The sequence below is a fragment of the Prosthecobacter algae genome (genome assembly GCF_039542385.1).
Taxonomy (GTDB): Bacteria; Verrucomicrobiota; Verrucomicrobiia; order Verrucomicrobiales; family Verrucomicrobiaceae; genus Prosthecobacter; species Prosthecobacter algae.
In genome coordinates, this window is the sequence record NZ_BAABIA010000010.1 from 1 (window position 1) to 25,179 (window position 25,179).

18 protein-coding genes are annotated in these 25,179 nt (G+C 58.6%); 6 read left to right on the top strand and 12 right to left on the bottom strand.

Translation table 11 applies throughout. The annotated features are described in order from the left end of the window. A partial coding sequence (locus tag ABEB25_RS20570) for a hypothetical protein (RefSeq protein WP_345738324.1) occupies positions 1–328 on the top strand: 328 nt, incomplete at its 5' end. A gap of 426 nt (positions 329–754) precedes the next feature. Here ABEB25_RS20570 and ABEB25_RS20575 read toward each other — a convergent pair. The 3 genes from ABEB25_RS20575 to carB all read right to left on the bottom strand — a co-directional run bounded on the left by ABEB25_RS20575 (position 755) and on the right by carB (position 5,785). Next, positions 755–1,762 (bottom strand): DUF262 domain-containing protein, encoded by a 1,008-nt coding sequence (locus ABEB25_RS20575; protein ID WP_345738325.1) that lies wholly within the window; start codon positions 1,760–1,762, stop codon positions 755–757. Next, positions 1,759–2,382 (bottom strand): hypothetical protein, encoded by a 624-nt coding sequence (locus tag ABEB25_RS20580; RefSeq protein ID WP_345738326.1) that lies wholly within the window; start codon positions 2,380–2,382, stop codon positions 1,759–1,761. Before ABEB25_RS20580 ends, ABEB25_RS20575 begins: the two co-directional genes overlap by 4 nt. A gap of 73 nt (positions 2,383–2,455) precedes the next feature. After that, on the bottom strand, positions 2,456–5,785 hold the full coding sequence (gene carB, locus ABEB25_RS20585) for a carbamoyl-phosphate synthase large subunit (protein ID WP_345738327.1): 3,330 nt from the start codon (positions 5,783–5,785) through the stop codon (positions 2,456–2,458). An 844-nt stretch (positions 5,786–6,629) separates the two neighbouring features. Here carB and ABEB25_RS20590 point away from each other — a divergent pair. Then, positions 6,630–7,169 carry a Uma2 family endonuclease gene (locus ABEB25_RS20590; protein WP_345738328.1) on the top strand — a complete coding sequence of 180 codons (540 nt, stop codon included), beginning with the start codon at positions 6,630–6,632 and terminating at the stop codon, positions 7,167–7,169. A gap of 587 nt (positions 7,170–7,756) precedes the next feature. On the opposite strand, the gene ABEB25_RS20595 is transcribed toward ABEB25_RS20590, so the two are convergent. Further along, positions 7,757–8,584 (bottom strand): hypothetical protein, encoded by an 828-nt coding sequence (locus tag ABEB25_RS20595; RefSeq protein WP_345738329.1) that lies wholly within the window; start codon positions 8,582–8,584, stop codon positions 7,757–7,759. A gap of 117 nt (positions 8,585–8,701) precedes the next feature. Here ABEB25_RS20595 and ABEB25_RS20600 point away from each other — a divergent pair, with 117 nt between their 5' ends. Then, positions 8,702–9,589, top strand: a complete 888-nt coding sequence (locus tag ABEB25_RS20600) for an EamA family transporter (RefSeq protein WP_345738330.1) — start codon at positions 8,702–8,704, stop codon at positions 9,587–9,589. 264 nt (positions 9,590–9,853) lie between these two features. On the opposite strand, the gene ABEB25_RS20605 is transcribed toward ABEB25_RS20600, so the two are convergent. After that, on the bottom strand, positions 9,854–10,912 hold the full coding sequence (locus ABEB25_RS20605) for an OmpA family protein (protein WP_345738332.1): 1,059 nt from the start codon (positions 10,910–10,912) through the stop codon (positions 9,854–9,856). A 324-nt stretch (positions 10,913–11,236) separates the two neighbouring features. Between ABEB25_RS20605 and ABEB25_RS20610 the strand changes: the two genes are divergently transcribed. Continuing rightward, a complete protein-coding gene (locus ABEB25_RS20610) occupies positions 11,237–13,810 on the top strand; it encodes a beta strand repeat-containing protein (RefSeq protein WP_345738333.1) in 2,574 nt (857 codons plus the stop codon). A gap of 112 nt (positions 13,811–13,922) precedes the next feature. Here the strand turns inward: ABEB25_RS20610 and ABEB25_RS20615 are convergent, their stop codons facing one another. Together ABEB25_RS20615 and ABEB25_RS20625 are read right to left on the bottom strand one after the other, a co-directional pair. Further along, positions 13,923–14,945, bottom strand: coding sequence for a TIGR00266 family protein (locus tag ABEB25_RS20615; RefSeq protein ID WP_425572107.1), 1,023 nt, complete (start codon positions 14,943–14,945; stop codon positions 13,923–13,925). A gap of 105 nt (positions 14,946–15,050) precedes the next feature. Further along, a complete protein-coding gene (locus ABEB25_RS20625) occupies positions 15,051–15,455 on the bottom strand; it encodes a ComEA family DNA-binding protein (RefSeq protein ID WP_345738334.1) in 405 nt (134 codons plus the stop codon). 262 nt (positions 15,456–15,717) lie between these two features. On the opposite strand from ABEB25_RS20625, the gene ABEB25_RS20630 reads away from it, so the two are divergent. Both ABEB25_RS20630 and ABEB25_RS20635 read left to right on the top strand, forming a co-directional pair. After that, the gene (locus ABEB25_RS20630; RefSeq protein WP_345738335.1) at positions 15,718–16,584 is read left to right on the top strand and encodes a carbon-nitrogen hydrolase; all 867 of its coding nucleotides are present in this window, start codon (positions 15,718–15,720) and stop codon (positions 16,582–16,584) included. Continuing rightward, positions 16,577–17,623, top strand: coding sequence for an agmatine deiminase family protein (locus ABEB25_RS20635; protein ID WP_345738336.1), 1,047 nt, complete (start codon positions 16,577–16,579; stop codon positions 17,621–17,623). Before ABEB25_RS20630 ends, ABEB25_RS20635 begins: the two co-directional genes overlap by 8 nt. A gap of 6 nt (positions 17,624–17,629) precedes the next feature. Here the strand turns inward: ABEB25_RS20635 and ABEB25_RS20640 are convergent, their stop codons facing one another. The 5 genes from ABEB25_RS20640 to ABEB25_RS20660 form a co-directional block, all read right to left on the bottom strand. Further along, on the bottom strand, positions 17,630–19,684 hold the full coding sequence (locus ABEB25_RS20640) for an FAD-dependent monooxygenase (RefSeq protein ID WP_345738337.1): 2,055 nt from the start codon (positions 19,682–19,684) through the stop codon (positions 17,630–17,632). 5 nt (positions 19,685–19,689) lie between these two features. Beyond that, positions 19,690–20,838, bottom strand: coding sequence for a type III polyketide synthase (locus ABEB25_RS20645; protein ID WP_345738338.1), 1,149 nt, complete (start codon positions 20,836–20,838; stop codon positions 19,690–19,692). 5 nt (positions 20,839–20,843) lie between these two features. Next, positions 20,844–21,278, bottom strand: coding sequence for a YceI family protein (locus tag ABEB25_RS20650; protein WP_345738339.1), 435 nt, complete (start codon positions 21,276–21,278; stop codon positions 20,844–20,846). A 671-nt stretch (positions 21,279–21,949) separates the two neighbouring features. Beyond that, positions 21,950–24,907, bottom strand: a complete 2,958-nt coding sequence (locus ABEB25_RS20655; protein WP_345738340.1) for a putative Ig domain-containing protein — start codon at positions 24,905–24,907, stop codon at positions 21,950–21,952. A gap of 38 nt (positions 24,908–24,945) precedes the next feature. Next, a complete protein-coding gene (locus tag ABEB25_RS20660) occupies positions 24,946–25,173 on the bottom strand; it encodes a DUF4266 domain-containing protein (protein ID WP_345738341.1) in 228 nt (75 codons plus the stop codon). Positions 25,174–25,179: the final 6 nt, after the last annotated feature.

Here is a 25,179-nt window from a genome sequence, read left to right on the forward strand (position 1 = left end):
TCACGCCCAAAGCCTGGGCAGCCGAACAAAGATCTCTACACCAAGCGCAGGCAAAGAACTGCGTGGCCTCACTGTAGCAGACAAACACTGTCAACCTCCAAGGGACGGGTCCTCGTTTGACGGATACAAACTTCTGGCAGAAGCCTTCGTGGCAGAGTTCGACTCCCCCCTCATCTTTAGCAATCAGAGCCGGGGTTCCGCGCCCTACCATTGGGGCAGTTCCCGGGGAAATGTCACCGACGCGGAACGAGGCTACACCTGGGAGTACTTCGTGTGCTGCATGGATCAAAAACGCATCGGATTTGTGTTCTCCCTCAACAACGAATGAATATCGTTCTCCCATCTACTCATCACCGGCAAACGCCTTTTGAATAGCATCCAACTTCACAGCATCGGGCTCGCAGTCTCCAGCGATGATCCGAAAGCGTGAAATCCAGCGTTGGCCGGACTCTATTTGAAAGGGTTCCTCCACCATTGGGATGAAGCAGAAATATGTCATTGCGTCATGCAGCCGAACGTGTTGAGCATACCGGAAGTTGCTGGGATTCGCGATCAGGGTGATAAGACAGGCTCAAAAATCGGCTGGTTACCGTTGACGTGGGCAAGCTCGACTCGGAAACCAACCACCTCCTCCTTCATCACCTCCAGCACTTTTTCGTGGCATATCTTGGCCGCGCCAAACTCCAGAAGTTCAACGTCTCCACTTCAAACGTGGCCTTCTTCCGGCTGTATGCCACCGTTTTTAGTTTTAACCTTAAAGGCCCAGAATATGTGCGCGAAAGAATTGTGATCGCGTTACACGAGCAGCCCTACCATGCGTCGCTTGATACATGTATGAGTAATATTGGCTAAAAGCGGAGTGTGAATTATTCTTGTTGGCCAGAATGTTTGCCTCTAGATCAAGCAGTTTGCTTCGGAAGTCTTCGAGCTCTGGAAGCTGATCTAAATAAAGAGTGGTTTCCACAACTAGAGTGAAAAAATTGGACTTTCTGAACCAAATAGAGTCAAGGGGTAATGAAAGCGAGGTGATCGTCTCAAATACTTTCTTTATCTTTGTCACAACACTATCACACGAAGGATAAACTTCGTTATACTTCGCAACCATGGGCTCCACTTCACGATCTTGAGCAAAATAGCCTCCATTTTCGATCGTCGCCATCACAAGGAGTATAAAGTGCAGATCGGCCATTCTAGTGAACTCCGATTCACGAAACACACCAAACTTTTCAAGGTCTGTGGTCTCAAGAATAGTTTTTGCAGCGGTGATAAAACTGCCGTCATAGACGGCGTTGTGGATTTCAACATTCTCGAGCTTAAATTTGGTCAGATTAATCCGCCGAAAAATCTCTCGGACGGTTTCATCGCTAACCCGACCTATATCTCGCATCACTACTTGGTAAGAAAGAAATTCTTGTTTTTGTTCAACGCTCAAATCTTTATATGGCGAGATCGACGTGTAGGGGCGATCAGGAAGCTCTGGGTTTCCGTCAATGTATCGTTTAATTGTTGTTAGACGCTGCTGTCCATCAATGACATGGCGCGTGGTAGTGAGTTCTTGAACATTAACTTCCCCCTCGCAAACATATATTTCCGGAAATGGATAACCTCGCAAAATAGTGTCAATAAACTCTTCTTGATGGGCGAGAGTCCAAACAAACCGTCTTTGAAAATCTGGACGTAATATCAGCCGGTTGGCCGCAACACTTTGATAAATGTCTGCGATTGTCGGGTTAGTGACGGACGGCTTAATTTGGGAGCTCATGGCTTTAGTTCGGACAATGTTAGGGTTTCGCGGACTGATTGAATTCCACTGATCGTATAAAGTTCAAGATGACGATAAGATCTGAAAACCCCTCCATTTACTTTATAGTTCCCGACCTCTGATCTTTCGTAAGATATAGATTTAAAAAATTCAAACCACCCGTTTTTTGCCAAGCTTACTTGAAATGAAGTCGGAAGCTTATCAGGTCGAATCCATCCCAGAACTGAATACTCGAGAAATTGATGATACATCTGTTGTTCATGCTCAGTGATACTACGACGAGCTCTGCGTAGCTGCATTTGATAAGATCTCGCAATCTCGATGAATTCCTCGAACAACTTCTCAGATACCAATGCCACATCAATATCTGAATCGAGACTGAACATCGTATTCTTGTGAGGGCTAAAACCAAGCTGGCCTGAACCAGTGATTAGAACCTCATGAAAGGAGATGCCAAAATTCTGGGCGATCCGGCTTCGAAAATCAAAAAAGTCGTTCTCCCTGCCTTCGAACACATGGGGAGTTCCGTGCAAGACGGTTTTTCGACAAAAGTTTGCGATCTCAACGGGTGAATTTATAGCCGCCAGCGTCGTTTTGAACTGTTCGAGTGTGATACGCATGTGTTGGAGCGAATGGTTCAATCATCGGTCTTCACTCGCAGAGCTAATTACTAATTGTGATCTTCGGTTCGTTTTACTGATGATACTCCTGCAGCGCGCGGACTTCGACATCGGCGGCTTGGAGGGACTTGATGGCGCGCATGGCGGCATCGGCGCCACGGAGGGTGGTCATGATGGGGATGCGGTTCTGCATGGCGGCGGTGCGGATCTTGATCTCGTCCTCGCGGGGGTTTTTGCCCGAGGGGGTGTTGATCACGAGGGCCATGTCCTTGTTCTTCATGAGATCAATGACGTTCGGGCGCTGGCCGCTGGCGAGCTTCGGCAGGATGTTGACATCGGTACCGGCGTCTTTGATGACCTGGCCAGTGCCGGCGGTGGCGTAGAGGGTGAAGCCGAGATCGGCGTAACCTTTGGCGATGCGGGCGACGTTGGCGCGGTCGGTTTCCTTGACGCTGATGAAGACGTTGCCTTTAGTCGGCAGGGTGCCGCCGGCGGCCATCTGGCTTTTGGCAAAGGCGAGGCCCATGTCCATGTCGATGCCCATGACTTCGCCGGTGGATTTCATCTCAGGCCCAAGAGCGATGTCCACGCCCTGGAACTTGCTGAAGGGGAAGACGGCTTCTTTGACGCTGAAGTGCTTCGGATGAACTTCTTCGGTGAAGCCCAGTTCCTTGAGGGTCTTGCCAGCCATGATTTTGGCGGCGAGCTTTGGCAGCGGGACGCCGATGGCCTTGCTGACGAAGGGGGCGGTGCGGGAGGCACGTGGGTTGACCTCGATGACGTAGAGGTCGTCGCCTTTGACGGCGAGCTGCATGTTCATCAGGCCGCGCACGCCGAGGGCTTTGGCCAGCTTTTTAGCGGCATCGCGGATGCGGTCCTGCATTTCGGCACTGAGGCTGAAGGGAGGGATGACGCAGGCGCTGTCGCCGGAGTGGATGCCGGCCTCTTCGATGTGCTCCATGATGGCACCGATGACGGTGGTCTCACCATCGCTGATGCAGTCCACGTCCACCTCGGTGGCGTCTTCCAGGAAGCGGTCCACCAGCACGGGGCGGTCGGGCGTGGCCTCGACGGCGTTCTTCATGTAGTGGGTCAGTTCGGCATCGCTATAGACGATCTGCATAGCGCGGCCACCGAGCACGAAGCTGGGGCGCACGAGGCTGGGGTAACCGATGCGGGCGGTGATGGCCAACGCCTCTTCCAGGGAGGTGGCGGTGCCGCTAGCGGCCTGGTGCAGGCCGAGTTCATCGAGGAGGGCGGCGAAGAGCTTGCGGTCTTCGGCGAGCTCGATGTTTTTCGGGCTGGTGCCGATGATGCGGACGCCGTTTTCTTCCAGGCCTTTGGCGAGGTTCAGCGGGGTCTGGCCGCCGAACTGGACGATGACGCCGAGCACCTGGTCGTTGCGGTTTTCGCGCTCGTAGATGTTCAGCACGTCTTCCAGGGTCAGAGGCTCAAAGTAGAGCTTGTCGCTGGTGTCGTAGTCGGTGGAAACGGTCTCCGGATTGGAGTTGACCATGATGGTCTCATAACCCAGCTCGCGCAGCGCAAAGGAGGCATGGACGCAGCAGTAGTCGAACTCAATGCCCTGGCCGATGCGGTTCGGCCCACCACCCAGGATCATGACCTTCTTGCGGTCATTGTCGCGGACTTCGTCCTCGGTGCCGTAGGTGGAGTAATAATAAGGCGTCTGCGCTTCGAACTCCGCCGCGCAGGTGTCCACGAGACGGTAGGTGGGGATGATGCCCAAATTCTTCCTCGCGGAGCGAACCTGATTGGCGTCTGCAGGCGAAAACATCTTGCCTATTTGGACATCGGAGAAACCAAGTTTTTTGGCTCTCTTTAGTGCAATACGAAGTGGCTCAATGAGAGAGTCGCCTTCCCCAATGGACTCTTCATCTTTGCGATTGGCTACTTCCCACATGAGGTCACAAGGGGTCATCAAACCACCATCGCTACGTTTCTTGAACAAATCTTCACCGAGTGTCTTCTGCTCCTTCACAATCTCCTCAATCTGCCGCAGGAACCAGCGGTCAATCTTGGTCAGTTCGAAGACCTTCTCGACATCCCAGCCAATGGCAAAGGCCTGGCCGAGGAAGAAGATGCGCTCGGCATTCGGCACCGTGAGTTTGGTGGTGAGGGTCTCTTCGTCCACCACGACATCGGCACCATCGCCGATCAAACCGAAGCGTTTGATTTCCAGGCTGCGCAGGGCCTTCTGAAGGGACTCCTTGAAGGTGCGGCCGATGGCCATGGCTTCGCCCACGGACTTCATCTGCGTGGTGAGGGTGGTATCGGCGCCGGGGAATTTTTCGAAGGTGAAACGCGGGATCTTGGTGACGACGTAGTCAATGGTCGGCTCGAAGGAGGCGGGGGTCTCGCGGGTGATGTCGTTCTTCAGCTCATCGAGAGTGTAACCGACGGCGAGTTTGGCGGCGATCTTGGCGATGGGGTAACCGGTGGCCTTGGAGGCGAGCGCGGAGGAGCGCGATACACGCGGGTTCATCTCGATGACGATCATTCGGCCCGTGTCCGGATGGATGGCGAACTGGATGTTGGATCCACCTGTCTCCACGCCGATCTCGCGGATGCAGGCGAAGGAGGCATCGCGCATGATCTGGTACTCACGGTCCGTCAGGGTCTGGATGGGGGCGACGGTGATGGAGTCGCCCGTGTGGACGCCCATGGGGTCCAGGTTTTCGATGGAGCAGATGATGACGCAGTTGTCTGCCTTGTCCCGCATCACTTCCATTTCGAACTCTTTCCAGCCGAGCAGGGACTCTTCGATGAGCACTTCGCTGACGGGGGAGAGGTCCAGGCCGCGCCCGGTGATGTATTCGAATTCTTCCTTGTTATACGCGATGCCACCGCCAGTGCCGCCCAGGGTGTAGGCGGGGCGGATGATGAGGGGCAGGGTGCCGATCTCTTCAGCGATTTTGCGGGCTTCCTCAATGGTGTGGGCGACGCCGGACTGCGGCAGGTCCAGCCCGATGGCGAGCATGGCGTTCTTGAACTTGAGGCGGTCTTCGCCTTTTTCGATGGCGTCCGGCTTAGCGCCGATCATGCGCACGCCGTGTTTTTCCAGCACACCGGAGTGGTGCAGGGACATGGCGGTGTTCAGCGCGGTCTGGCCGCCCAGAGTCGGGAGAAGGACATCGGGCTTTTCCTTGATGATGATCTTCTCGACGATCTCCGGGGTGATCGGCTCGATGTAGGTCCGGAAGGCGAATTCCGGATCGGTCATGATGGTGGCCGGGTTGGAATTGATCAAAACGACCTCGTAGCCTTCCTCGCGCAGCGCTTTGCAGGCCTGGACGCCTGAATAGTCGAACTCACAGCCCTGGCCGATGACGATGGGGCCGGAACCGATGACGAGGATGCGTTTGATGGAGGGATCTTTGGGCATGGAGGCGGAGGGCGGAGAGAGAAGAGAAAGCTTAGGTTGGGGCTTTCAAGGCTGCCACAGGGGGAGGCGGCGGTTCCGGGAACCGCTCATCTTTGCGGCGGCAGCCGGGAAAGCGCGGCATCTTGCACAGAGCCAGCGCGCTGTAAAGGGCGGAGGCGGAAGATGTGGCGTTCGAGCAGCATTAAATGACGAAGGTGGGCGGTGCGGTGTGCGAGAAAGGAGGGGCAGGGATGGGGGATGGGGAGAGATGCGAATTTTTCCCCATTTGGGGATTTTTGAGGTTAATGCACTGAAAATCAGGGTTTTAGGATGGGGATGATTTTCCCCATGAGATCCCCATTGCCTCCCCATGGGGAAGGAATGGGGAGATTTAAGACGCCGAGGCCAGGATCGGCGGGCCTGGAACGGGGCCATGGTCCTCGATGGAGAGGGAGAACGCGGTACCGGAAACGCGGGCGTGCCAGGCCGTGAGCGAACGGAGACGCCAGGGAGGACCGGGGTGAGAGGCACAGCGACAATATCCGGGAAGTGGGAGGGGGGCGCAAGCGACGGGAAGGCGACTTTGGGGATTTTTGAGGGGGGTGGGCAAAAGGGGACGGGAGTGTCTCGCCCTTACAGGGCTCGCTGAGAGAGGGGCGCACGTGGGTGGTCTTCCCAGGGCGTTGCCCTGGGCTTTGTTGTCTCGCCCCGCTGGGGCTGGGGGGAGGCGACTCCATCGGTTGAAGTCAGCGAAGGTTCATCCAGGTGCATTGGTGTTTGTTCCGCTGGGGCTGGGGGGAAGTTTTTGGGTGTCTGGCAGGTTGCCGGAGACACGGAAATGTGGCATGAGTGATGCCTGGAAGCCATGAGTGCGCTACTGAACCTCCCCACGATCAAGGACCAGACGGCCTTCAATCTGGACCGCTGGGATCAACTGGCCCGTGATGAAGAGGTGCGCAAGCTGCCTGGGCGAGTGGAGACGGACCGCTTTGGAAGGACGATCATGTATAACTATGCGGAATACTCACACGGGAGCCGCCAGGGCGATGTCTGGGGCCATCTGAGGCATTTATTACCTGACGGTCATCCTTCCGTTGAATGTCCCATTTCCACCACGGACGGGATTAAGGTGGCGGACGTGGCGTGGGTTTCAAAAAAGCGGCTGCTGAAGATTGGAGGTCGCACGGCTTTGTCGGGGGCACCGGAGATCTGTGTGGAGGTGATTTCGCCCGGCAATACGCGGGGAGAAATCGAGGAGAAACGCCGTCTTTATTTCGAGGCGGGGGCGAAGGAGGTGTGGATCTGCGACAAGAGGGGGAAGATGATCTTTTTCCTCAAGGAGGCCCCAGCGGTGGCGGCGAAGACATCCAAATTGTGTCCGGAGATGCCGAAGACGGTGGCGTGAGGGAAGGGAGGCGGGGAGTGCCTCGCCCTTACAGGGCTGGTTGGGAGCCCGGCGCACGTGGGTGGTTTTCCCAGGGCGTTGCCCTGGGCTTTGTTGTCATGCCCCGCTTGGGGCTGGGAGAGAGTTCGTTGGCAGGCGGGCGGGGAACACCTTGAGAAACCATGACATTGTGCGGACGTTGTCTTTTCTACTGCGCCTCCTCACCTGGGCCTGATGCCATCCTGACCAAGCAACGCGCCGAATACGAGGCGGGGTTTTACCGAGCTAAAGCTCTGGGGTACTTTGGCTCTGTCCATTTTCCCGCTGGGCCATTCTAACGATCTGTTTTCTGAGGGTCTCGGACTTTCTGCGGCGGTGGGTGGGGGACGTGGAGTGTGTCGCCCTTTCAGGGCTCGTTGGGAGGGGCAGGAATTATGGTCTTACCCAGGGCGTTGCCCTGGGCTGTGTTGTCACGCCCCGCTGGGGCTGAGGGAGTTTCTCAGCGGCAAGGCCTGCACAGTTTATCCATGGGCTATGTTGTTTCGCCCCGCTGGGGCTGGGGGAGTTTCTCAGCGGCTAGGGCTGCGCCAGTGTGCTGAAACACGGGGCTACTTCGGCGGGCCCAGCTTTCTGAACACACTGCGGAGTTGCTCCACGGTGCCGATGGCGAGGGTGACTTCGTATTCGAAGATGAGGCCGGGCTTGAGGGCGAAGGTCTGGAGGGGGGCGAGGTAGGAGCAGTCGCCGGCATTGCCGTTGCGCACGCGGTAGGTGGTGGCCTCCTTGACATGGGGCAAATGCAGGCCGAGGCCGGAATCCTTGGCATTGACCCAGGCGATCCAGGGTTCGGGGCCGAGGGTGATGATTTCATTGGGGAAGCCAGGCTGCTGGCGCTGGAGGCTGGCGTCTTTTCCCACGAAGACGAGGGTATCGAGGGCGGGTTTCACAAAGAGGGCGGGGAGTTCCTGGTGATAGGGCCGGTGGGTCTTTTCCCCGGTGTAGGCCATTTTAAATCTGAGACGGGCGAGGCCGCCTTCCAGCCGCAGCCATTGTTCCAGAGTCACTTCGGGGAGGAGCTTGCCGGTGGCCCAGTGGCGGGGGGTGGTTTTGGCGTAGAGCTCGTCCTTGGTCTCGCGGCTTTCGAGGAGCTGGGCAGGTTCGTTGCGCCAACTGCCGCCCTGGACGGGATTGTAGCGCCAGGGTTTGCCGTTCCAGTCGCTGCCGTCGGGGTCGCCATAGTAGGACTGCTGGACGTAGCGGCCCACGTCGTAGGCATTGAGCAGATTGTCAGACGAGTGCGAGTGGGAAAACCAGCCGATGCAGGCCCCGGCGGAGAGGTTGATGCCCAGGCGTACCTGGCCATTGTCCAGATAGACCCATTTTTCCTGCGCGGGGGCGAGGGTGGCCAAAAGGCAGAGAGCGAGGAGGAGGCGCATGAGGAAAGGAGACGTGGGTCAAGCTAGGCGCAAGGACGGAGCGGGGACGTCTCAATCGTATGAGCATCGGTGACCCTCGCTCCTTGAGTGCGCGGCAGGGCCGTGTTATCGCTGGGGGTGCCTCCAACCTTAGCCACGATCATTTACCCCCTCATTGCCGCCCTTGTTTATGCCTTCGGGGCCTTGGTGCTAAAGCGATCCAGCGAGCTGGGGGTGGGGCTGTGGCGGACGACGTTTGTGGCGAATTTCATCGTGGCAGGCCTGTTTTCCCTGCTGTGGCTGCTGGGCGGGCCGCCGATCGAGAAGGAGCTGCTGTGGCAGCCGGGGGTGATCGCGATGTGCCTGTTTGTGGGGCAGATTTCGCAGTTCATCGCCCTGGAGAAGGGGGATGTATCGGTGGCGGTGCCGGTCTTTGGCCTGAAGGTGATTCTGGTGGCCTTTTTGACGCCGTTCATCATCGGTGAGGCGGTGGGTCTGAAGCTGTGGGGCGCAGCGCTGCTGAGTGTGATCGGCATTTCGTTTCTGAACAAGAAGGACCAGGGCAAACGGCCCCGTGGGCTGGGCATTACGCTGATTGCGGGTGGCGTGGGGGCGATCAGTTTTGCGGTGTTTGACGTGCTGGTGCAGAAGTGGGGCCCGCACTGGGGTGTGGGGCGGCTTTTGCCCTGCATTTTCTGGATCAATGCGCTGCTTTCCTGCGGGCTGGTCTTCCGCTTTTCCGCGCCGCTGAGCGCCATCCCGAAGCAGGCCTGGGGCTGGCTGACGGGCGGCTCCCTGCTGCTGGGCACGCAGAGCATCATCTTCGTGAGCACCCTGGCGGTGTATGGCAAGGCGACCTCCGCAAACATCATGTATGCCTCACGCGGGCTGCTGAGCGTGGCGCTGGTGTGGATGATCGGGCACTGGTTTGCCAATACGGAGCGGAATCTCGGCGCAGGCATTCTGCGCTGGCGGCTGGCAGGGGCGCTGATGATGATGAGCGCGATCGTGCTGGTGGTGGTGTGACCGAGGGGCCGGTGTGGCGATATCGTTTGTTAGGCGAAGGGATGAGGATGGATGTTTGACCTTTTTGTTAGCCTGAAATCCGGATCTCTTTTAGCCAGATCAATGAGCCTTTACCGGGAGACTTGAGGGTGGGCGGAGGTTCAGGGGCCGGGACTTGGCAAGTCCCGCTCCTTGGGGGGGTGAAGGGGAAGCTCGGGGCTTCAGACCCTGCGGCCAGACCATCCCGCGTGCGGGACGCAGGCAGCTACAAGACGTGGAGCGGCTTCAGTTCCACTTCACGAGTTCGACGCGGCGATTTTTGCTGCGGCCGTCTTCGCTGGCATTGGGAGCGGCGGGGCTGGCAAAGCTGCAGCCGAAGGGGAAGAGGCGCTGGGAGGAGATGCCGTAGCGACTGGTGAGGGCCTCCACCACGGCGGCGGCGCGGCGGTTGGAGAGGTCGCGGTTGAATTCGAACTCGCCGACATTGTCGGTATGGCCGACGATGAGGAGCTTGATAGAGCCGTCTTGGGTCATGAGCTTTTGAACCTCGGCCAGGGTGGTGTCGGACTCGGGCTTGAGGGTGGCCTTGTTGGTATCAAAGTAGATGCCGTAAAGGGCGACACGACCCGTGGTGGTGATCTGTTTTTCCATCTCGTCGGCCTTGACCATGACCATACGGTTTTGCAGCGCCTTGGTCTCGATGACGTCCACACGGGCGACGACGGTTCCGGCGAGGATGCCTTTTTCAGGGTCCTTCCAGGAGTCGGTGACGGCCGCGGCAAAGATGGTGACATAGACATCTCCAGCGCCGCCTTCGCCGGTCTTTTTCAGGGCGGTGTAACGGAAGTCATCGGCCCCGGGCAGGGTGTATTCCTGAAGGCCGTAGTCCTTTTCCGTCTGGTAAACGGCGGCGGCAAAACGGCCGTATCCATTGTCCAGGGTATTGGCTTCTTCCTGGGGTTTGCCATTGCTGGTGCCTTCGAAGAGGACTTCGAAGCCTTTTTCTTTCAGATCGGCCTGGTAGGAGCGCAGGCACTCGAGGGTGCTGGCATCGGCAGGCTCGCGGTAAAACAAAGTCGTGCGGGCACCTTCGGCCTCGATCTTTTTCCACTCTTTGGTCTTTTGCTCGCCGTAGTCAAAGATCACGGGCCCGAGGGCGACCTGGTGGGAATCGAACTTTTTGGTGGCGTAGTGGAGGATGATGGAACCCTCGATGCGCTTGAGCAGGGGGTGATCCTTCGCGCCCTCTTTGTCACGGGTGAATTCTGGGCTGATCTGGGCCTGGGCCAGACCCGAGACAAGGCCGCAAGCGACCACCAACGCCAACGAAAGAGAGGTCTTCATGTGAGAGGGCAATAAAGCGGTGGCGAGGGGGATGTCGAGATGAGTAAGTTTTTATAGTTCCAGGGCTGACTGAAACCTCCGGCTGGGAAAAGTGAAGCCGGGCTACGGGAAGCGGGCGCTTGAAAAGCCCGCCTGAACTTGGGGTGCCTATCAGCGGTTTCTTTATGTCGCCCCTATTTTTTCGCCCGGCGCTGGATTGCGCTGTGCAGGTGTGTATGATTCCCGTTCCCCCAACCCCCCCTCGCATTGTCCCCCCAACATTGCCCGGCAGCGTGCGCACCCCTGCGCCGATGTTTGGCGTGTGCCATCCCCCCTCTTGGCAGCATGCAACCGTCTCCATCCCCCACGTCCTTCTTTTTTCGCCCTCAGCTTCGTGCCCAGAAGCAGCCCCTCATTCTGAGGTGGCTGTCCTGTTTTCTGGCGGCCAGTCTGGGAGCAGCGACTTTGCAGTATGACAGCGATGGCACGGGCCCCATCACCGATGGCAATGCCAGCGGGTGGAATACGACGGCGACCAACAAGCCCTGGTACGACAGCGCCAGCATGACCTATCTGGCGTGGCCGAACACGAATGCGGACATCGCGGTCTTTGGCGGCGGCACTTCTGGAACGGCGGGCTCGGTGGCGGTGGGAAGTGTGATCGCCAACGGCATCATTTTTAACGCGCCCTTTGCCGGCAGCTACACGCTGAGCGGGGGAACCATCACGCTGGATGGAACAACGCCGACGATCACAGCGAATGTGAATGCGAGCATCACCTCTGCCCTGGCAGGCACGGTGGGCCTAACCAAAAATGGGACGGGCGTTTTGACTCTTTCAGGTGGGGCCGCGAATAACTATGGCGGCGGTACCTCTGTGCTGGCAGGGAACCTGACGATGGCGAAAACCGCCGGCATCAATGCCGTGGGCGGGGATGTGATCATCAATGGAGGAACGCTCATCTGGGGCGGAGCCAACCAGGTGCCGGATACGGTAAGCGTGACGCTGATCAGCGGTGGATTGCAAATCACCGGCAACACGGAAACGATCGCCAACCTCACGATCCAGGGCGGCAACAGCAATGCGAACACTTCCTCCAACGGCGGCCTTTTCACCATCACCAACACGCTGGCTATCAATGGCGCGGGCAGCCTGGGTTTAAACAGTGCTGGGCAATGGACCGTGAACAAGGCGGACTTTACCGGAGCAATAAGCGGAGTCTTCGGCATGACGGGGAATAGCAACACCCGCATCACCCAACTGAACATCGGCAGCGGTGGACTCATCCTCTCCGGGCAGAATCTAGCGATCAATAAAGGATCCACGGCTGCCGCGCTGGGAAGTGAGATCGTTTTTAATGGCGGCGTCACGGCCAGTGGCACCAACAACTTTAATACGGGCGGCACCTTTGGAGCATCCCGCGTGAGCCTGCCCATCATCAGCACCTGGGACATCACCGCAGGCACTACGAATATCAATGTGGCCACCATTGGCGTGGGGGGGCTCATTAAAACAGGTGTGGGAAACCTCGCCCTGACTGGCGCTGAAGCCAATACGCACACAGGGATGACGACGGTCTCAGGCGGCAGCCTGCTGTTAGGTAAAACCGCCGGAGTGAACGCTATCGCAGGCGACATCACCGTGGCCACAGGGGGCATCCTGGACTGGAATACGGCGAACCAGTTGGCCGATACCACTCACATTTTCCTCACCGGGGGCTCGCTGAAATTCGACAACCTGACGGAGACCTTTGCCAATCTGACCCAGACGGCGGGTACGGTGAACATCGGTGGCAATACGAACTCCGGCATCGTCAATATCACCGGCCTGCTGAGAGTCTCTGGAGGCAGCACCCTCAACCTCAACAGCGGTGCTGTGTGGACGGTGGGGGCGGCGGATTTCACGGGCTTCTCGGGCACGGTGGTTTCGCTCAACGGCAACAGCACGACGGGCCTGAACCAATTCATCATTGGCAGTGGCGGGCTGATCTTAACGGGGCAATCCATTAACCTGGCCAAAGGCACTGCGGTCGGGGCCTTTGGCAGTGAGCTGGCCATCCAAGGCAATGTCACGGCCAGTGGTACCAATTCCATCAATGCTGGAGCCAACACCGTCGGCGTCTCGCAGGTGAACCTGGGCGCGGCGGACCGCACCTGGAACATCACGAGTGGCACGACCTCCAGTAACTCCAGCGTGGTGAGCAGTGGCGGTGGTATCGTCAAAACGGGCAATGGCATCCTGGCCCTGAATGCGGCGAATACTTACACCGGCAATACGACCATCAATGGCGGTACAGTGCGCCTCGGAGCCTCCGGCAGCGTGGACAACTCGCCCGTGATCACGGTGGCGGCGGGGGCGACGTTTGATGGGGTGGCGGTGACGGGCGGTTACTCTGTCAAAAGCGGCCAGTTGCTTCAGGGCGGTGGCAGCGTGGCGGGAGCGTCCACGATCGCCAGCGGGGCGACGCTGGCCCCTGGGACCGTGAGCGGTGACTTCCTGCAGCGGCTCAGCTTTTCCAGCTCGCTGATCCTGGCGAGTGGCTCGCAAACACGGCTGCAGCTTTCCAGCAACAGCAGCGACTATGACCAGGTTTTTGTCACGGGTACTTTCACCCAGCAGACAGGCGGCCAGATCATCGTGGAGCCAGGCGACTTCGTGCCGGTGCTGGGGCAGAGCTTCAATCTTTTCGACTGGGGCACTCTGGGCTCCCTTTCGACCAATCTGGGCAGCAACTACCGCGATGGCAGCGATGACGACGCGACGGACCTGAACCTGCCCGACATTTCTGGCAGCGGGTACTTCTGGGACATCAGCCAGTTTGCGAGCAGCGGCATCATCATTGTGGCGATTCCCGAGCCTTCACGACTGCTGCTGCTGGGGTTTGCAGGGCTGGCCCTGCTGGGCCGTCGCCGTCGTTAACCGAGACTGTTTCAAAGGTTTCTCTGGGCTGTATCAACCATAACCAACAGTCAACAAACGCGACCGCCTGCCCGTGTCGAGAAGACCGGACAGGCGGGTTTTTTGTAAAGCATCACTGCCCGTCAAACATGCGGCCGATACCGCCGAGGACGGAGCCTTCACCGGTGGCCTTGCCGCCTGCGGAAGGGGCATTGGCGAGGATGCGGTCCGCCAGACGGGAGAAGGGCAGGCTTTGCAGCCAGACGGTGCCGTGACCCGTGAGGGTGGTGAGGAAGAGACCTTCGCCACCGAAGAACATGCTCTTCAAATTGCCCGCGCGCTCGATGTCATAGCTGATACCCTGAGTGAATGCGACGAGGCAGCCGGTATCCACACGCAGGGTTTCCCCGCGCATTTCTTTTTTGATGATGGTGCCGCCTGCATGGATGAAGGCCATGCCATCGCCTTTGAGACGCTGGAGGATGAATCCCTCCCCGCCGAAGAGACCCGCGCCGAAGCGTTTTTGGAAAGCGATGCCGACGGAGGTGCCATAGGCGGCGCAGAGAAAGGCATCCTTTTCACAGAGGATCTCGCCACCGTAGTCGGTGAGTTTCAGCGGGATGATTTTGCCCGGATAAGGGGCGGCAAAAGCCACGCGCTTTTTCCCGGCGTGAGCGCGGTTGGTGAAGTGGGTCATGAAGATGGACTCCCCGGTGAGCATGCGTTTGCCCACGGTTTTAAGGATGCCCATGAGACCACCGCTGGTGGCGGCAGAACCATCCCCCATCTTGGTTTCGAAGACGATGCCGTCCTCCATGTAGTTCATGCCGCCAGCTTCGGCGATGACGGTTTCGCCGGGGTCCAGTTCGACCTCGACGATCTGCATCTCATTGCCGTGGATCTCATAGTCCACATCATGGGCACGCATGCCACTGCTGCCCGAGATGGGCGGTGGACCTGGGATAGGAGGGGGGCCACCGACGGCACCGCGAAACAGGGCAGGGAGGGCCTGCTCTGCCCGGCTCCACTGGGCCTGGCCTTCGGTCCAGACGAGGGTCTCGGGACGGACGGCCCCGGAGGCGGCGAGGGATTGCAACTGTTCTTCAGTGACCTGATGGCGCTGACCTTCTGAATCGACGTAAAACCAAGGGTTCATAGGGGAATGGAACGGGATGGGCAGTATGAGCCCACGGCAGCCGAAGTGATGGGAACCCGGATGCCGTGGAGGTCTGGAAAATGAATCGCCGTTGCGAGGCGGCGATTACTCTTTGGCGGCTTTTTTGTCAGCCGTGCCGGTCTTTTTCTTGGTGACGACCTTGTGTTCGGCTGCGTTCTTTTTTTCCACCGGGAAGCCTGCCTTGGCATGGGCGACGATTTCCGCGAGAGTGGCATCGCCGATTCCATCCACTTTCACGAGGTCCACCGGATCTGCGATGGGGCGTGCTTTGACGATGCTTTTGGCGCGGGCTTCACCGATGCCGGGCAGGGATTGCAGGGCTTTGTCATCCCCCTTGTTCAGCAGGTCCAGCAGCTTGGTCTTCTGGAGGGGAGTCAGCGTTTTCGCCACGGCCTGAGCTTTGGCGGAGGGGGCGTCAACTTTGGCTTCTGCCTTCGCAGCAACCTTCTTTTTGGCAGGGGCCTCAGCCGCCTTAACAGAGAATGACATTCCAAGAAGCAACAGCACAGCGAACAAGTATTTCATAAGCGGATGGAGAATTTAACCGACTTCACGCTAGGTGATCGGCCTTGGATTGACCAGTGAAAATTGGGTGCTACACGAAAGCGGCACCTGGATGTCTTTTGACAGGAACCGATGTGATGAGAGACTGCCACCTGTCCGTGTAGGGCCGCATCAAACTTCTGGCGATTTCCAAAGGTTCCATATCTTCACTTGCACGGCATCAACATCTCTCAATCCTCCGCCCCCCATGTCCATTGTCACCCTCGGCCTCATTCAAGGCACCACGTTCGCCAGCCAGGCCGAAAGCCTGGCCCGCCACGAGGCCCTGATCCGTGACGCCGCGGGCAAGGGAGCGCAGATCATCTGCCTGCAGGAACTGTTCAATATCCCGTACTTCTGCACCCGGCAGGACACGGCCCTGTTTGACCTGGCGGAGCCGATGCCCGGGCCGACGACGGATCGCCTGGCGGTGCTGGCCAAGGAGCTGGGCGTGGTGATCATCGTGCCGCTGTTTGAGAAACGCGGTCCCGGCCTGTATCACAACACGGTGGCCGTGCTGGATGCCGATGGCTCTTTCCTGGGCAAGTACCGGAAGATGCACATCCCGCAGGATCCGGGCTTTGAAGAGAAGTTTTATTTCACCCCGGGTGACCTCGGCTACAAAGTCTGGGACACGAAGTTTGGCCGCATCGGCGTGCTGATCTGCTGGGACCAGTGGTACCCTGAGGCGGCGCGCCTGACGGCGCTGGCCGGTGCGCAGATTCTTTTTTACCCCACCGCGATCGGCTGGCTGAGCAGTGAGAAGGCCGAACTGGGCAGTGCCCAGCATTGCGCCTGGGAAACTGTGCAGCGCGGACATGCGGTGGCCAATGGCTGCTATGTCGCAGCGGTGAACCGCACTGGATTCCAGGATGACACGGAATTCTGGGGCCAAAGCTTTGTGGCGAATCCTTATGGCGAGATCGTCGCCAAGGGGTCCGTCGAACATGAAGAAGTGGTGATTGTGACGTGCAATCTCCAGGCGGTGGAGGATTTCCGGCGGATATGGCCGTTTTTCCGTGATCGCCGCATTGACACTTACGCCCCTCTGACCAAACGCTACCTTGATGAGTAAAGGATACCCGCAGAACTACCACCTTCCCGCCGAATTCGAAACGCAGGAAGCCATCTGGCTATCATGGCCCTCCAACAAGGAGAGTTGTCCCAAGACCTATCTCAAACTTCAGGATAAGTTTGGAGAGATCGCCGCCAACCTGACCCGCTACCAGCGTGTGCGCATCAATGCGCCTGAGATGATGCACATGAGCATCCGCCTCAGCATCGCTGATAACGAAGGCGCGCTGAACATGGTGGACCTCTACGATCACAACACCAACGATGTCTGGTGCCGTGATCATGGACCGATCTTCATCAAGCACAATGAAACCGGCGAGGTGGCCATCACCGACTGGAATTTCAATGCCTGGGGCGGCAAGTTCCCTTACGAGCTGGACAACACCATCCCTGAAAAGGCGGCTGAGGTGCTGAAGATGCAGCGCTTCACCTCTGACTTCACCCTGGAAGGCGGCGCCATCGAAACCAATGGCAAAGGCCTGCTCCTGACCACCGAAGCTGTGCTGCTGAATCCGAACCGCAATGGCGGCAAGGCGCGCACGAAGGCGGAGATGGAGAAGGAGCTGAAGGGCATGCTGGGCGTGAAGGACATCGTCTGGTTCAAAGCTGGCATCGAAGGTGACGATACCGACGGTCATGTGGATGATATCGTGCGATTCGTCCGTGAAGACGCGGTGATCTGCATGGTGGAAACCAAGGAGAACGACCCGAACTTCAAGGTGCTGAAGCAGATCCGCGAGCAACTGGATGACGTGCGCACCGCCGATGGCAGCAAGCTGGAGATCATCGAGATCGAAATGCCGAACGCCATTGAGGCCAAGGACTGGCGCCTGAGTCGCCTGCCGGCCAGCTACGCGAACTTCATGCTGCTGAACAACGCCGTCATGGTCCCCATCTTCGGTCAGAAGAAAAAGGACGCCATCGCGGAAGACAAGATCGCCGAGTGTTTCCCAGGTCGCGAGATCATCTCCGTGACTGCCAAAGATCTGGTGATGGAAGGCGGTGCTCTGCACTGCATCGCCATGCATCAGCCGAAGTAAAACGCATCAACAAACGGGTTCCTTTTGGAAAGCCAGCCTGGTTTCAGGCTGGCTTTTTTGCGCCGCCGCCACGGCTGCCAATTGGCGGGCTACAAAGGCAGATTTGGAAGCCCGGTTGAAAGGAATCGTCATCATCGCGAACCAAGGCCCTACGATGCGTGCCAAAGGCCCTTGAAGGATAAGGTGCCGCAGCAGGGCATCTCTCACCCAGGAAAGCGCGTGACCACGCCAGGTGCCAAGCCCCATGCCCATGGCAGCCCGTTTGGCCGCTGTGTTGGAGGCCTGACGGCGGCAGCGATCATACTCCGCCAACCAAGTGGCGGCTGGCTGGTCATGCCGAAGAATGGCATGCAACATCAGCGCGGCAAACTCCGCATCGGCAAAGCCTGTGTTCATGCCCTGACCGCCGATGGGGCTCATGACGTGGGCAGCATCTCCACAAAGGATGAAACGGCCATCGTAGAGCTGCTCGCAGTCCAGCCGCCAGGGCGAGAAGCTGCTTTGATTCAACTGATCTTCCGGCGCAATGACCTGACCGGAACGCAAGCGCACGATTTCGCTGATGAAACCCGCCGGGGGGGCTGCCTCAGGCTGGCGGGTCTGCACGATCCAGCGCCGCAGGCCGCCCGGCAGGGGGAAACTTTCCACCGCACCCTGAGCGGTGAAATAGAGGTGCGCCTCCTCACCCAGGGAGGTGCGATCGACAAAATCTCCCATGATAAAATGATGCCCATAGTCATGCCGCGTGGTGCGCAGGCGCAGGAGATCACGCACGCGGCTGCGGTGCCCATCACAACCCACCGCATAGGCTGCGCGCAAGGTCGTGAGGCCGCCCGCTTCCTCCTTCACGGTCACAGAGACTTCGTGGTCCGTTTGATCCAGCCCCACCACCTCAACCCCACGCTGGAGGGTGACCGATGGATAGGTGGCCAGTTTCTCCGCCAAAAGAGCCATGCTGATCTGCTGCGGCAAAGACAGCACGAAAGGGTAAGGACCGGGGATCTCCCGGAACGAAGCGATGCCTGTGGGACCACTCTGGCCATGGACATGGCAGTCGCGGATGGGCAGCCCATGCTGAATGAAGGCCTGATCCAGCCCCAGCTCTGCCAGGATGGCGAGCGTGGGCGGGGTGATGCCGATGGCCTGTGAATGCGTGGGCAGGGCGGTGCGGCGCTCCAGCACCCGCACCCGCACACCACGCGCCCCCAGCAGGCAGCCCAAGGCCATGCCGATGGGCCCACCGCCGATGAGGATGACCTCGGCATCGTAAGCCTGTGAAGGGGGCTGAGAGGGAGAACTCATGCGGTGACGCTGGCGGCCAGGGAACCAATACGGCACCCGGGCCTGATAGCGAGCATACGCCTGCCCATAAAAACGCAGGTAACGTTTCTCCTTCCAAAGGGGTGCCCCGACGCAGTACCCGGTCCAGGCCAGAGCAATGATGAGGTGGTCTGGCGTCCACACAGGTGCCGTCCACAGGATGAGGGTGAAGGCGGAATAAATGGGCTGGCGGCTGTAGCGAAACAGGCCTGTGCGGGTGAAGGGCCGATACACGGGTGCCTGCCCGCGCCAGACGGAGCGCCAGCCGATGCTGCCGATCTGCACGTCCAGCCCTGCATCGCTCATGGACTTGGCCAGCAACACCCAGGATAGACCATAAAGGACACTCAAAGTCCCTTTGAGCCAGCCTTCGGGCGCAGCCCAGAGCACTTCCGAAGAAGACCAGAACAGGAAAGTCACCAGCAACTGCAAGGAGGCCAACCCTGCAAAGATGGTGGTGGAAAGCTCCCGCCCCAGGCCCAGTGGGGCTAGGCGTGCCATCCAGCGGCGACCTTTATCCGATAACAGCAGAGAGTGCCCTAGACCAAACTGGAGCACCAAGAGCACATCATCCAGCGCAGCCGCCCAGCCATGCAGATGCAGCAGGCTGAAATGCAGCCCCTGATACAGGCTGACGAACATGACCCCGACAGAGGCCAGGAACAATGAATGACTGATGAGCCCATAAAGCAGCGCCACCCGGCGCTGCGCTGGGGTGTAAGAGACAGGTGCTGTGGCCATGGGAGCTAGGCTTGCATGCTTTCCGCCGTCGGCCGGCTGACGGCGGCCCGGCAGCCAATGCGCTCCAGCAGAGCCGTCTCCACCGTGAGCCCTGGCCCAAAAGCCATCGCACACAAAGTAGCATGATCGGTTTCCGCTGAGTCGAGCATCTCCTTCAGCACAAACAGGATGGTGGCGCTGCTCATGTTTCCATAGTCCCGCAGGATGGTGCGTGAGGCCTCCAGGGCATCGGGCCGCAGGGCCAGGCTTTCCTGCACTTTGTCAAGGATGGAGCGCCCGCCCGGATGCACGGCCCATTCGTCCATGGAATCCACCTTGCAGCCCTGGCGGCCCAGGATGCCATTGAGCAACTGGCGGATGTTTCCCCCAATGATGTCGGGCACGTAGCTGGAGAGGACGATGTTAAATCCCTCGTTGCCGATTTCCCAGGCCATCTCGGACTCACTGGAGGGAACGAGGGCCGACTCAAAACCCCGAAGCAGATAAGCAGGCTTTTTATCTATCGGTAGCCGTGCGCTAACGACCGCTGCTGCCGCACCATCCGCGAACAAAGAGTTCGCCAAAATGCTGTCGTGATGATCATTGATCTGCATGTGCAGGGTGCAGAGTTCCAGGCAGATGACGAGCACCACGGCCTGTGGATCTGCCTCGCAAAACTGCGCGGCCATGCGCATGGCAGGGAAGGCCGCGTAGCAGCCCATGAAACCCAGGGTATAGCGCTGCACGTTTTCACGCAGGCCTAGTTCCCGGATGACGTGGTAGTCCGGCCCCGGATTCGCAAAGCCCGTGCAGGAGGTGTAGATGATGTGGGTGACGTCCTGCTTCTCAAACCCGGGTGTATCCGCCAAGGCCCGGCGGGCCACATCCACGGAGAGTTCCCGCGCACAGTGCGTGTAAACACGGTTACGCTCCGCCGTGCCTGGCGGAATGAGGCGCCCTTCCGCATCACTGCGATACAGGCTGGCCTCCGCTCCCATAACGAAATCTCCCGTCACGCTGTGACGTGTCTCAATGCCGCTGCGGTTGTAGATGGCGTGGATGAGACGCTTGGTTTTCGGATCTACGGCCCAGTCCTTGAGGCGGTCGCGAGTGTAGGCCTGGCTGTAGGTGTAAGCCGGATTGCCGGTGGCGATGTGATGAATGTAAGCAGGCATGGAAATCAGGGCTGGGTGAGGGTGACGCTGGCATGTACCTTCACGGCATCGCCCACGCGGATGAATAGCAGAACCGACGGCACCTCGATGCCGCTGGCCTTGAGAGATACGTCGAAGTCCAGGTCAAAGGTGGCTTTCTTGCCCACAAGCTTCCATTGGCTGATGCGACCCTGGACGCTCTGCTCTTTGCCCAGAAGCTTCAGCTTCATCGGTAAAGTCGCCGGTGTCTTACCATCCTGAGAGACTTCACTCACAGCGGCATCAATCTCGGCTATGATCCACGGATGCTCCGTGACCTTCATGGCCTTGCGCATGTTTTCATCGCGCTTCGGCTCGGCTGTGTCCATGGCCTTCGCCGCGACGGTGACCTTGGCCGAAATCTGCGTGGGAGCACCTGCAGCATCTGAAGCCACGAGGGTGGTAAAAGGCTGGGCAGCCACTTGACCTGCCCAGTCATGAAGAGTGGAAGTACCGGAAAAGGTGATGGCGGCAGAGCCTGACCAATTTGCACGGCTTTGCGCGAATGCTGGATACGCCAGACAAAAAGTGAAGAACAAACAACAATGTAAAAGCATGACAGAAGGAATGAATAAAAAGATGGCTATATGAGATGTGAATAGAACATGGTTAGGGTGCTTCCCAGCACAGCCCGTGCCTTATCTCAAATCGATACAAAGCCACCGATGCAGACGCGCTCCTCGAATCCGCTCGTCACCTTTACCTGGCCAGACTTGCAAAGCCTGCCCAAGACACATGCCCTGTCTGAATGATGGCACGTCAAAAGCGCTGAAGTCCACAGCCATTCCCTCAGTCCCTATCTCTTGCTCCTGGCTGAGTGTGTCTAAAACCTCCGTCACAAGTTCTGGCAAGGTCGCCTGCTTCCCCTGGTCTGCCAGAGCAGACGCCTCCGCGACCAAGGCAAAGAGCGCGAGGAAGAGCCAGAACCATTTTCGAGAGAGAGCCATGTCATGAAAGCAGGCCCACATGAACGGTGTAGCACCCGCTTTCTTTGTGACAGTGAGTGGCTGCGAATGCTCAATCCCAACTGAGGATATTTGATTCGTTATCATTTGTTAGGATTGAGTCTCGACTAGCCTTTGCGAGAAGCCCCTTAAGGCACTTCTTGCAGCAGACTGAATGCTCCAGAGAGAATCGGGGTGGTGGTCGCTTTTTGATTAGCCTGGGGGATCTGAGGCAGCAGGAAGTAACCCACCGCTTTCACAGAACCATCCGCCAGACGCACCACCTGTCCCACGAACGGAACTTTTGCCCGCGTAAGGAGTGGGCTGGTCTCGACCAAGGTGAAGCTGCCACTGACCTTGCCTGTGCCCGGGGTGATCGTGAGCGCCACCTTGCCCGGATTTTCGGTGATGATCGGCAGCACGACTTTGTTCGCCGCCGTGAAGGTGAACTGAAGCCTCGGATCCGTCGCGGAGAAGGCCAAGCCACCCCCGGTTAAATCCAAAGTCACATTTCCCACCGCAGGCAGGCCCAAAATGGCTTTGGTCTTGCTGGTTACAGCCAAGTAGGCACCTGCTGCCGTGAGTGGCACATCCCCAAAAGAGGCAGGATAAGTGCGAGACACCGTGGTCGGTTTAAACCAACTCAAGGCACCGCGGATGACATTGTCCTCAGAGCCCGCATCCTGGAGGTCCAGCAGCAGTTCGCCCTGGAGGCTACCTAACTTTTTATAAAGCGGTGTGTAAACTCCGAACTGCCCCTGCGAGCTGAGAAAGCTACTACCCATGATGGTCTCTCCATCTGCTGTTTTCCCCAGCAGTATCAGAGTGCCTGCGGGGGTGACACTGAAGGTGGCAAACCCTGTGCCATGAGGGATGGTGGGTGAGCTCCGATCCGTCGCTTCCTGAAGGTCCAAGGCCAGACTGTAATAGCCCACAAAAGGGGTCGCGGGCTGGTCTCTCACATGCCAGGCATTGCGCCAGCCATTCACCATCGCAGCGCCGAGCTGGCCAGTCACTTCACCTGTGCCAGCTTGGAGATTCAGGGTGAGTGTCTGCCCACCTAGAACCACCGAGACATGGGGCGCGGAGGCATTCAAGAAACCCTTCGCTGAGTAGGCCATTCCTGCTGCCGCAGCACCACTGGTGGGGAGCGCCCCGGTGAGCTTTAGCGTGTAAGCTCCAAGTGAGGTGGTGGTGAGGGAGAAGGTGCCTCCAAGACCTTTGTTGGTCGCCGCTTCACGCTTGATCAAACCCGTGAAGTTCCCGACCTGATGCGTGTCCAAAGCATTCACCACCCAGGGTGCCACCACCACCGCACTCACCCCACCCGCATTGCTAGCACGCACTTGCACATCATAGCGCCCCGGCACGGTGGCACGGCCTTTGATGACTCCCGTGCTAGCCACAAAGGTGAGACCTTTGGGCAGCCCTGTGATGGCAAAAGTTTTGGGGTAGTTTGAAGCTGTCACGGTCTGATTGACCAAGGCACCCAGGGTGGTGGGAGAAAACACCACCGGATCCACGATCGGTGCCAGATAAGTGGCAGAAACGGGCAGCGTCAGCGCTTTCACAAGAACGACCGGACTGCCATCCGTCAAACGCACCGTGAAGGTGGCGCTGCCTGACGCCGTGGGTGTACCAGAGAGCACGCCTGCTGAGCTGAGCGTGATGCCTGCAGGCGGTGCGCCCGAGGCGATCTCCCAGGTGTAGGGTCCGGTGCCGCCGGTATGCAGCAAGCTGTGAGAAAAAGCCACCCCTTTAACTGCCGTGGGCAATGAAGCCGTGCGAATGACGAGATCCGTCAAGGTCAGTGTGAACACTTTGGTAGCGACACGGGCCGCCGCGTCTTCTACCTCCACGGTAAAGCTGCTGCTGCTGGAAGATTGCGGCGTGCCAGATAGCAGCCCCTGTTCACTCAAGGTCAGGCCTGCGGGCAAGACGCCTTCACTGACGCGCCAGGTGTAGGGGCCTGTGCCACCGATGACGCTCATAGAGGTGCTGTAGAGACTGCCCACGAAACCTGTGGCCAAAGGTGAAGCCGTCAAAATCGTGGGCTCCGCCGGAGCCGTAACGGATACCGTGGCTGTGCTGGAATCCACTCCAGCAGGCAAGGCGGTGTTACTGATCCTGACCCAGTAGCTGGTGGTGGCAAGCAAGCTCGGCGTGGTGAAGGAGGCGGCATTGGTGCCGACGGGTGTGGTGATGACTCCGCTCACTCCTTGATACCACTGATAAGTCAGGGGGCCATCCCCGGAGGCTACGACGGAAAGGGTCGTGCTTTGCCCGCTGTTGATCTGTGTTGAAACGGGTTGCTCCACGATGGCCGCTGGCTGCAGCACGGTGACAGTGGCGGTGTTTGACTGGACTCCCGCGGGGTTCGCCGCATTGCTCACTCTGACCCAGTAACTCTTCGTCGCGGTGAGATTCGGGGTGGTGAAACTCGCCGCATTCGTGCCTACCGGCTGGGTGGTGACTCCACTGGCCCCTTCATACCATTGATAGGTGAGCGGCGCCCCACCGGTTGCCGTAACGGTCAGGGTGGCAGTGCTGCCGCTGCTGATGGAAGTCGAGGCCGGGTGCGTGCCAATGGCAGCGCCTGCACCGGCCGAGACTTGCAGGGTAAAGCTGGCCTGCGCAGATCGCCCGCTGAAGTTGGAGTTTTCCCACCCTCGAATGGTGATCACGTGGTTGCCTGTCTGCGTCGTGGTCCCGGTCAGCGTGGTCGTTTTACTTCGTGAATTGGCCAATGTCAGACCATTCGGCAGTGTACCGCTGGAAACGGACCACGACTGAGGAGTATGCCCGCCACCACCCACGACCTGAAACACACCCGCGAGATTGGTCCCTGCCGTCACCGGCACCGTGGCAGAGCCTGCCGCTGGGGCCACTTGGCTGACAGAGGTGGCCCCTGCCACACTGTCAAAGGCCCCCAGCCCGACAACGGTGGTAATGACAAACTTCGTCGTATCCACAAACGCCGCCGAAGTGAGCAGCTTGGCCTCTGGAAAAAGCATCTGCACAATGGGCGAACGCTGAAACAGCAGCAGCAGCGAGCTGTACCTGGAAAAGGGTTTCTTGAACTTCTCGATCACGGAAAAGAGATTCATAAGACTAGGATGTTTGAAGGGAAAAAGATCTGTCAGGGTTAATTGCAGCCGCAGCCGCCACCGCCCACCCCACCGCCGCCAAAACTGGCCTCGCGAGAAAAGTAGGCATGATTGGTCATCGCTAGAAACAGCGTGTCGCGCTCTGGACTCATCAAAGGATTGGCGAGATTCCCCCGCTCAAACGGCCTCACGCGCACCAGGTGGCTGGAGCAACTGCTCAATGTGGCGGCCACAGTGACCGCTAGGAAAAGTAAGCTAGGTTTCATTCTGGA

Bases quoted from the DNA above. Each gene is read 5' to 3' on its own strand.
- ABEB25_RS20575 (WP_345738325.1), bottom strand. From the start codon at position 1,762: ATGAGCTCCCAAATTAAGCCGTCCGTCACTAACCCGACAATCGCAGAC.
- ABEB25_RS20580 (WP_345738326.1), bottom strand. From the start codon at position 2,382: ATGCGTATCACACTCGAACAGTTCAAAACGACGCTGGCGGCTATAAAT.
- carB (WP_345738327.1), bottom strand. From the start codon at position 5,785: ATGCCCAAAGATCCCTCCATCAAACGCATCCTCGTCATCGGTTCCGGC.
- ABEB25_RS20590 (WP_345738328.1), top strand. From the start codon at position 6,630: ATGAGTGCGCTACTGAACCTCCCCACGATCAAGGACCAGACGGCCTTC.
- ABEB25_RS20595 (WP_345738329.1), bottom strand. From the start codon at position 8,584: ATGCGCCTCCTCCTCGCTCTCTGCCTTTTGGCCACCCTCGCCCCCGCG.
- ABEB25_RS20605 (WP_345738332.1), bottom strand. From the start codon at position 10,912: ATGAAGACCTCTCTTTCGTTGGCGTTGGTGGTCGCTTGCGGCCTTGTC.
- ABEB25_RS20610 (WP_345738333.1), top strand. From the start codon at position 11,237: ATGCAACCGTCTCCATCCCCCACGTCCTTCTTTTTTCGCCCTCAGCTT.
- ABEB25_RS20615 (WP_425572107.1), bottom strand. From the start codon at position 14,945: ATGAACCCTTGGTTTTACGTCGATTCAGAAGGTCAGCGCCATCAGGTC.
- ABEB25_RS20625 (WP_345738334.1), bottom strand. From the start codon at position 15,455: ATGTCATTCTCTGTTAAGGCGGCTGAGGCCCCTGCCAAAAAGAAGGTT.
- ABEB25_RS20630 (WP_345738335.1), top strand. From the start codon at position 15,718: ATGTCCATTGTCACCCTCGGCCTCATTCAAGGCACCACGTTCGCCAGC.
- ABEB25_RS20635 (WP_345738336.1), top strand. From the start codon at position 16,577: ATGAGTAAAGGATACCCGCAGAACTACCACCTTCCCGCCGAATTCGAA.
- ABEB25_RS20640 (WP_345738337.1), bottom strand. From the start codon at position 19,684: ATGGCCACAGCACCTGTCTCTTACACCCCAGCGCAGCGCCGGGTGGCG.
- ABEB25_RS20645 (WP_345738338.1), bottom strand. From the start codon at position 20,838: ATGCCTGCTTACATTCATCACATCGCCACCGGCAATCCGGCTTACACC.
- ABEB25_RS20655 (WP_345738340.1), bottom strand. From the start codon at position 24,907: ATGAATCTCTTTTCCGTGATCGAGAAGTTCAAGAAACCCTTTTCCAGG.
- ABEB25_RS20660 (WP_345738341.1), bottom strand. From the start codon at position 25,173: ATGAAACCTAGCTTACTTTTCCTAGCGGTCACTGTGGCCGCCACATTG.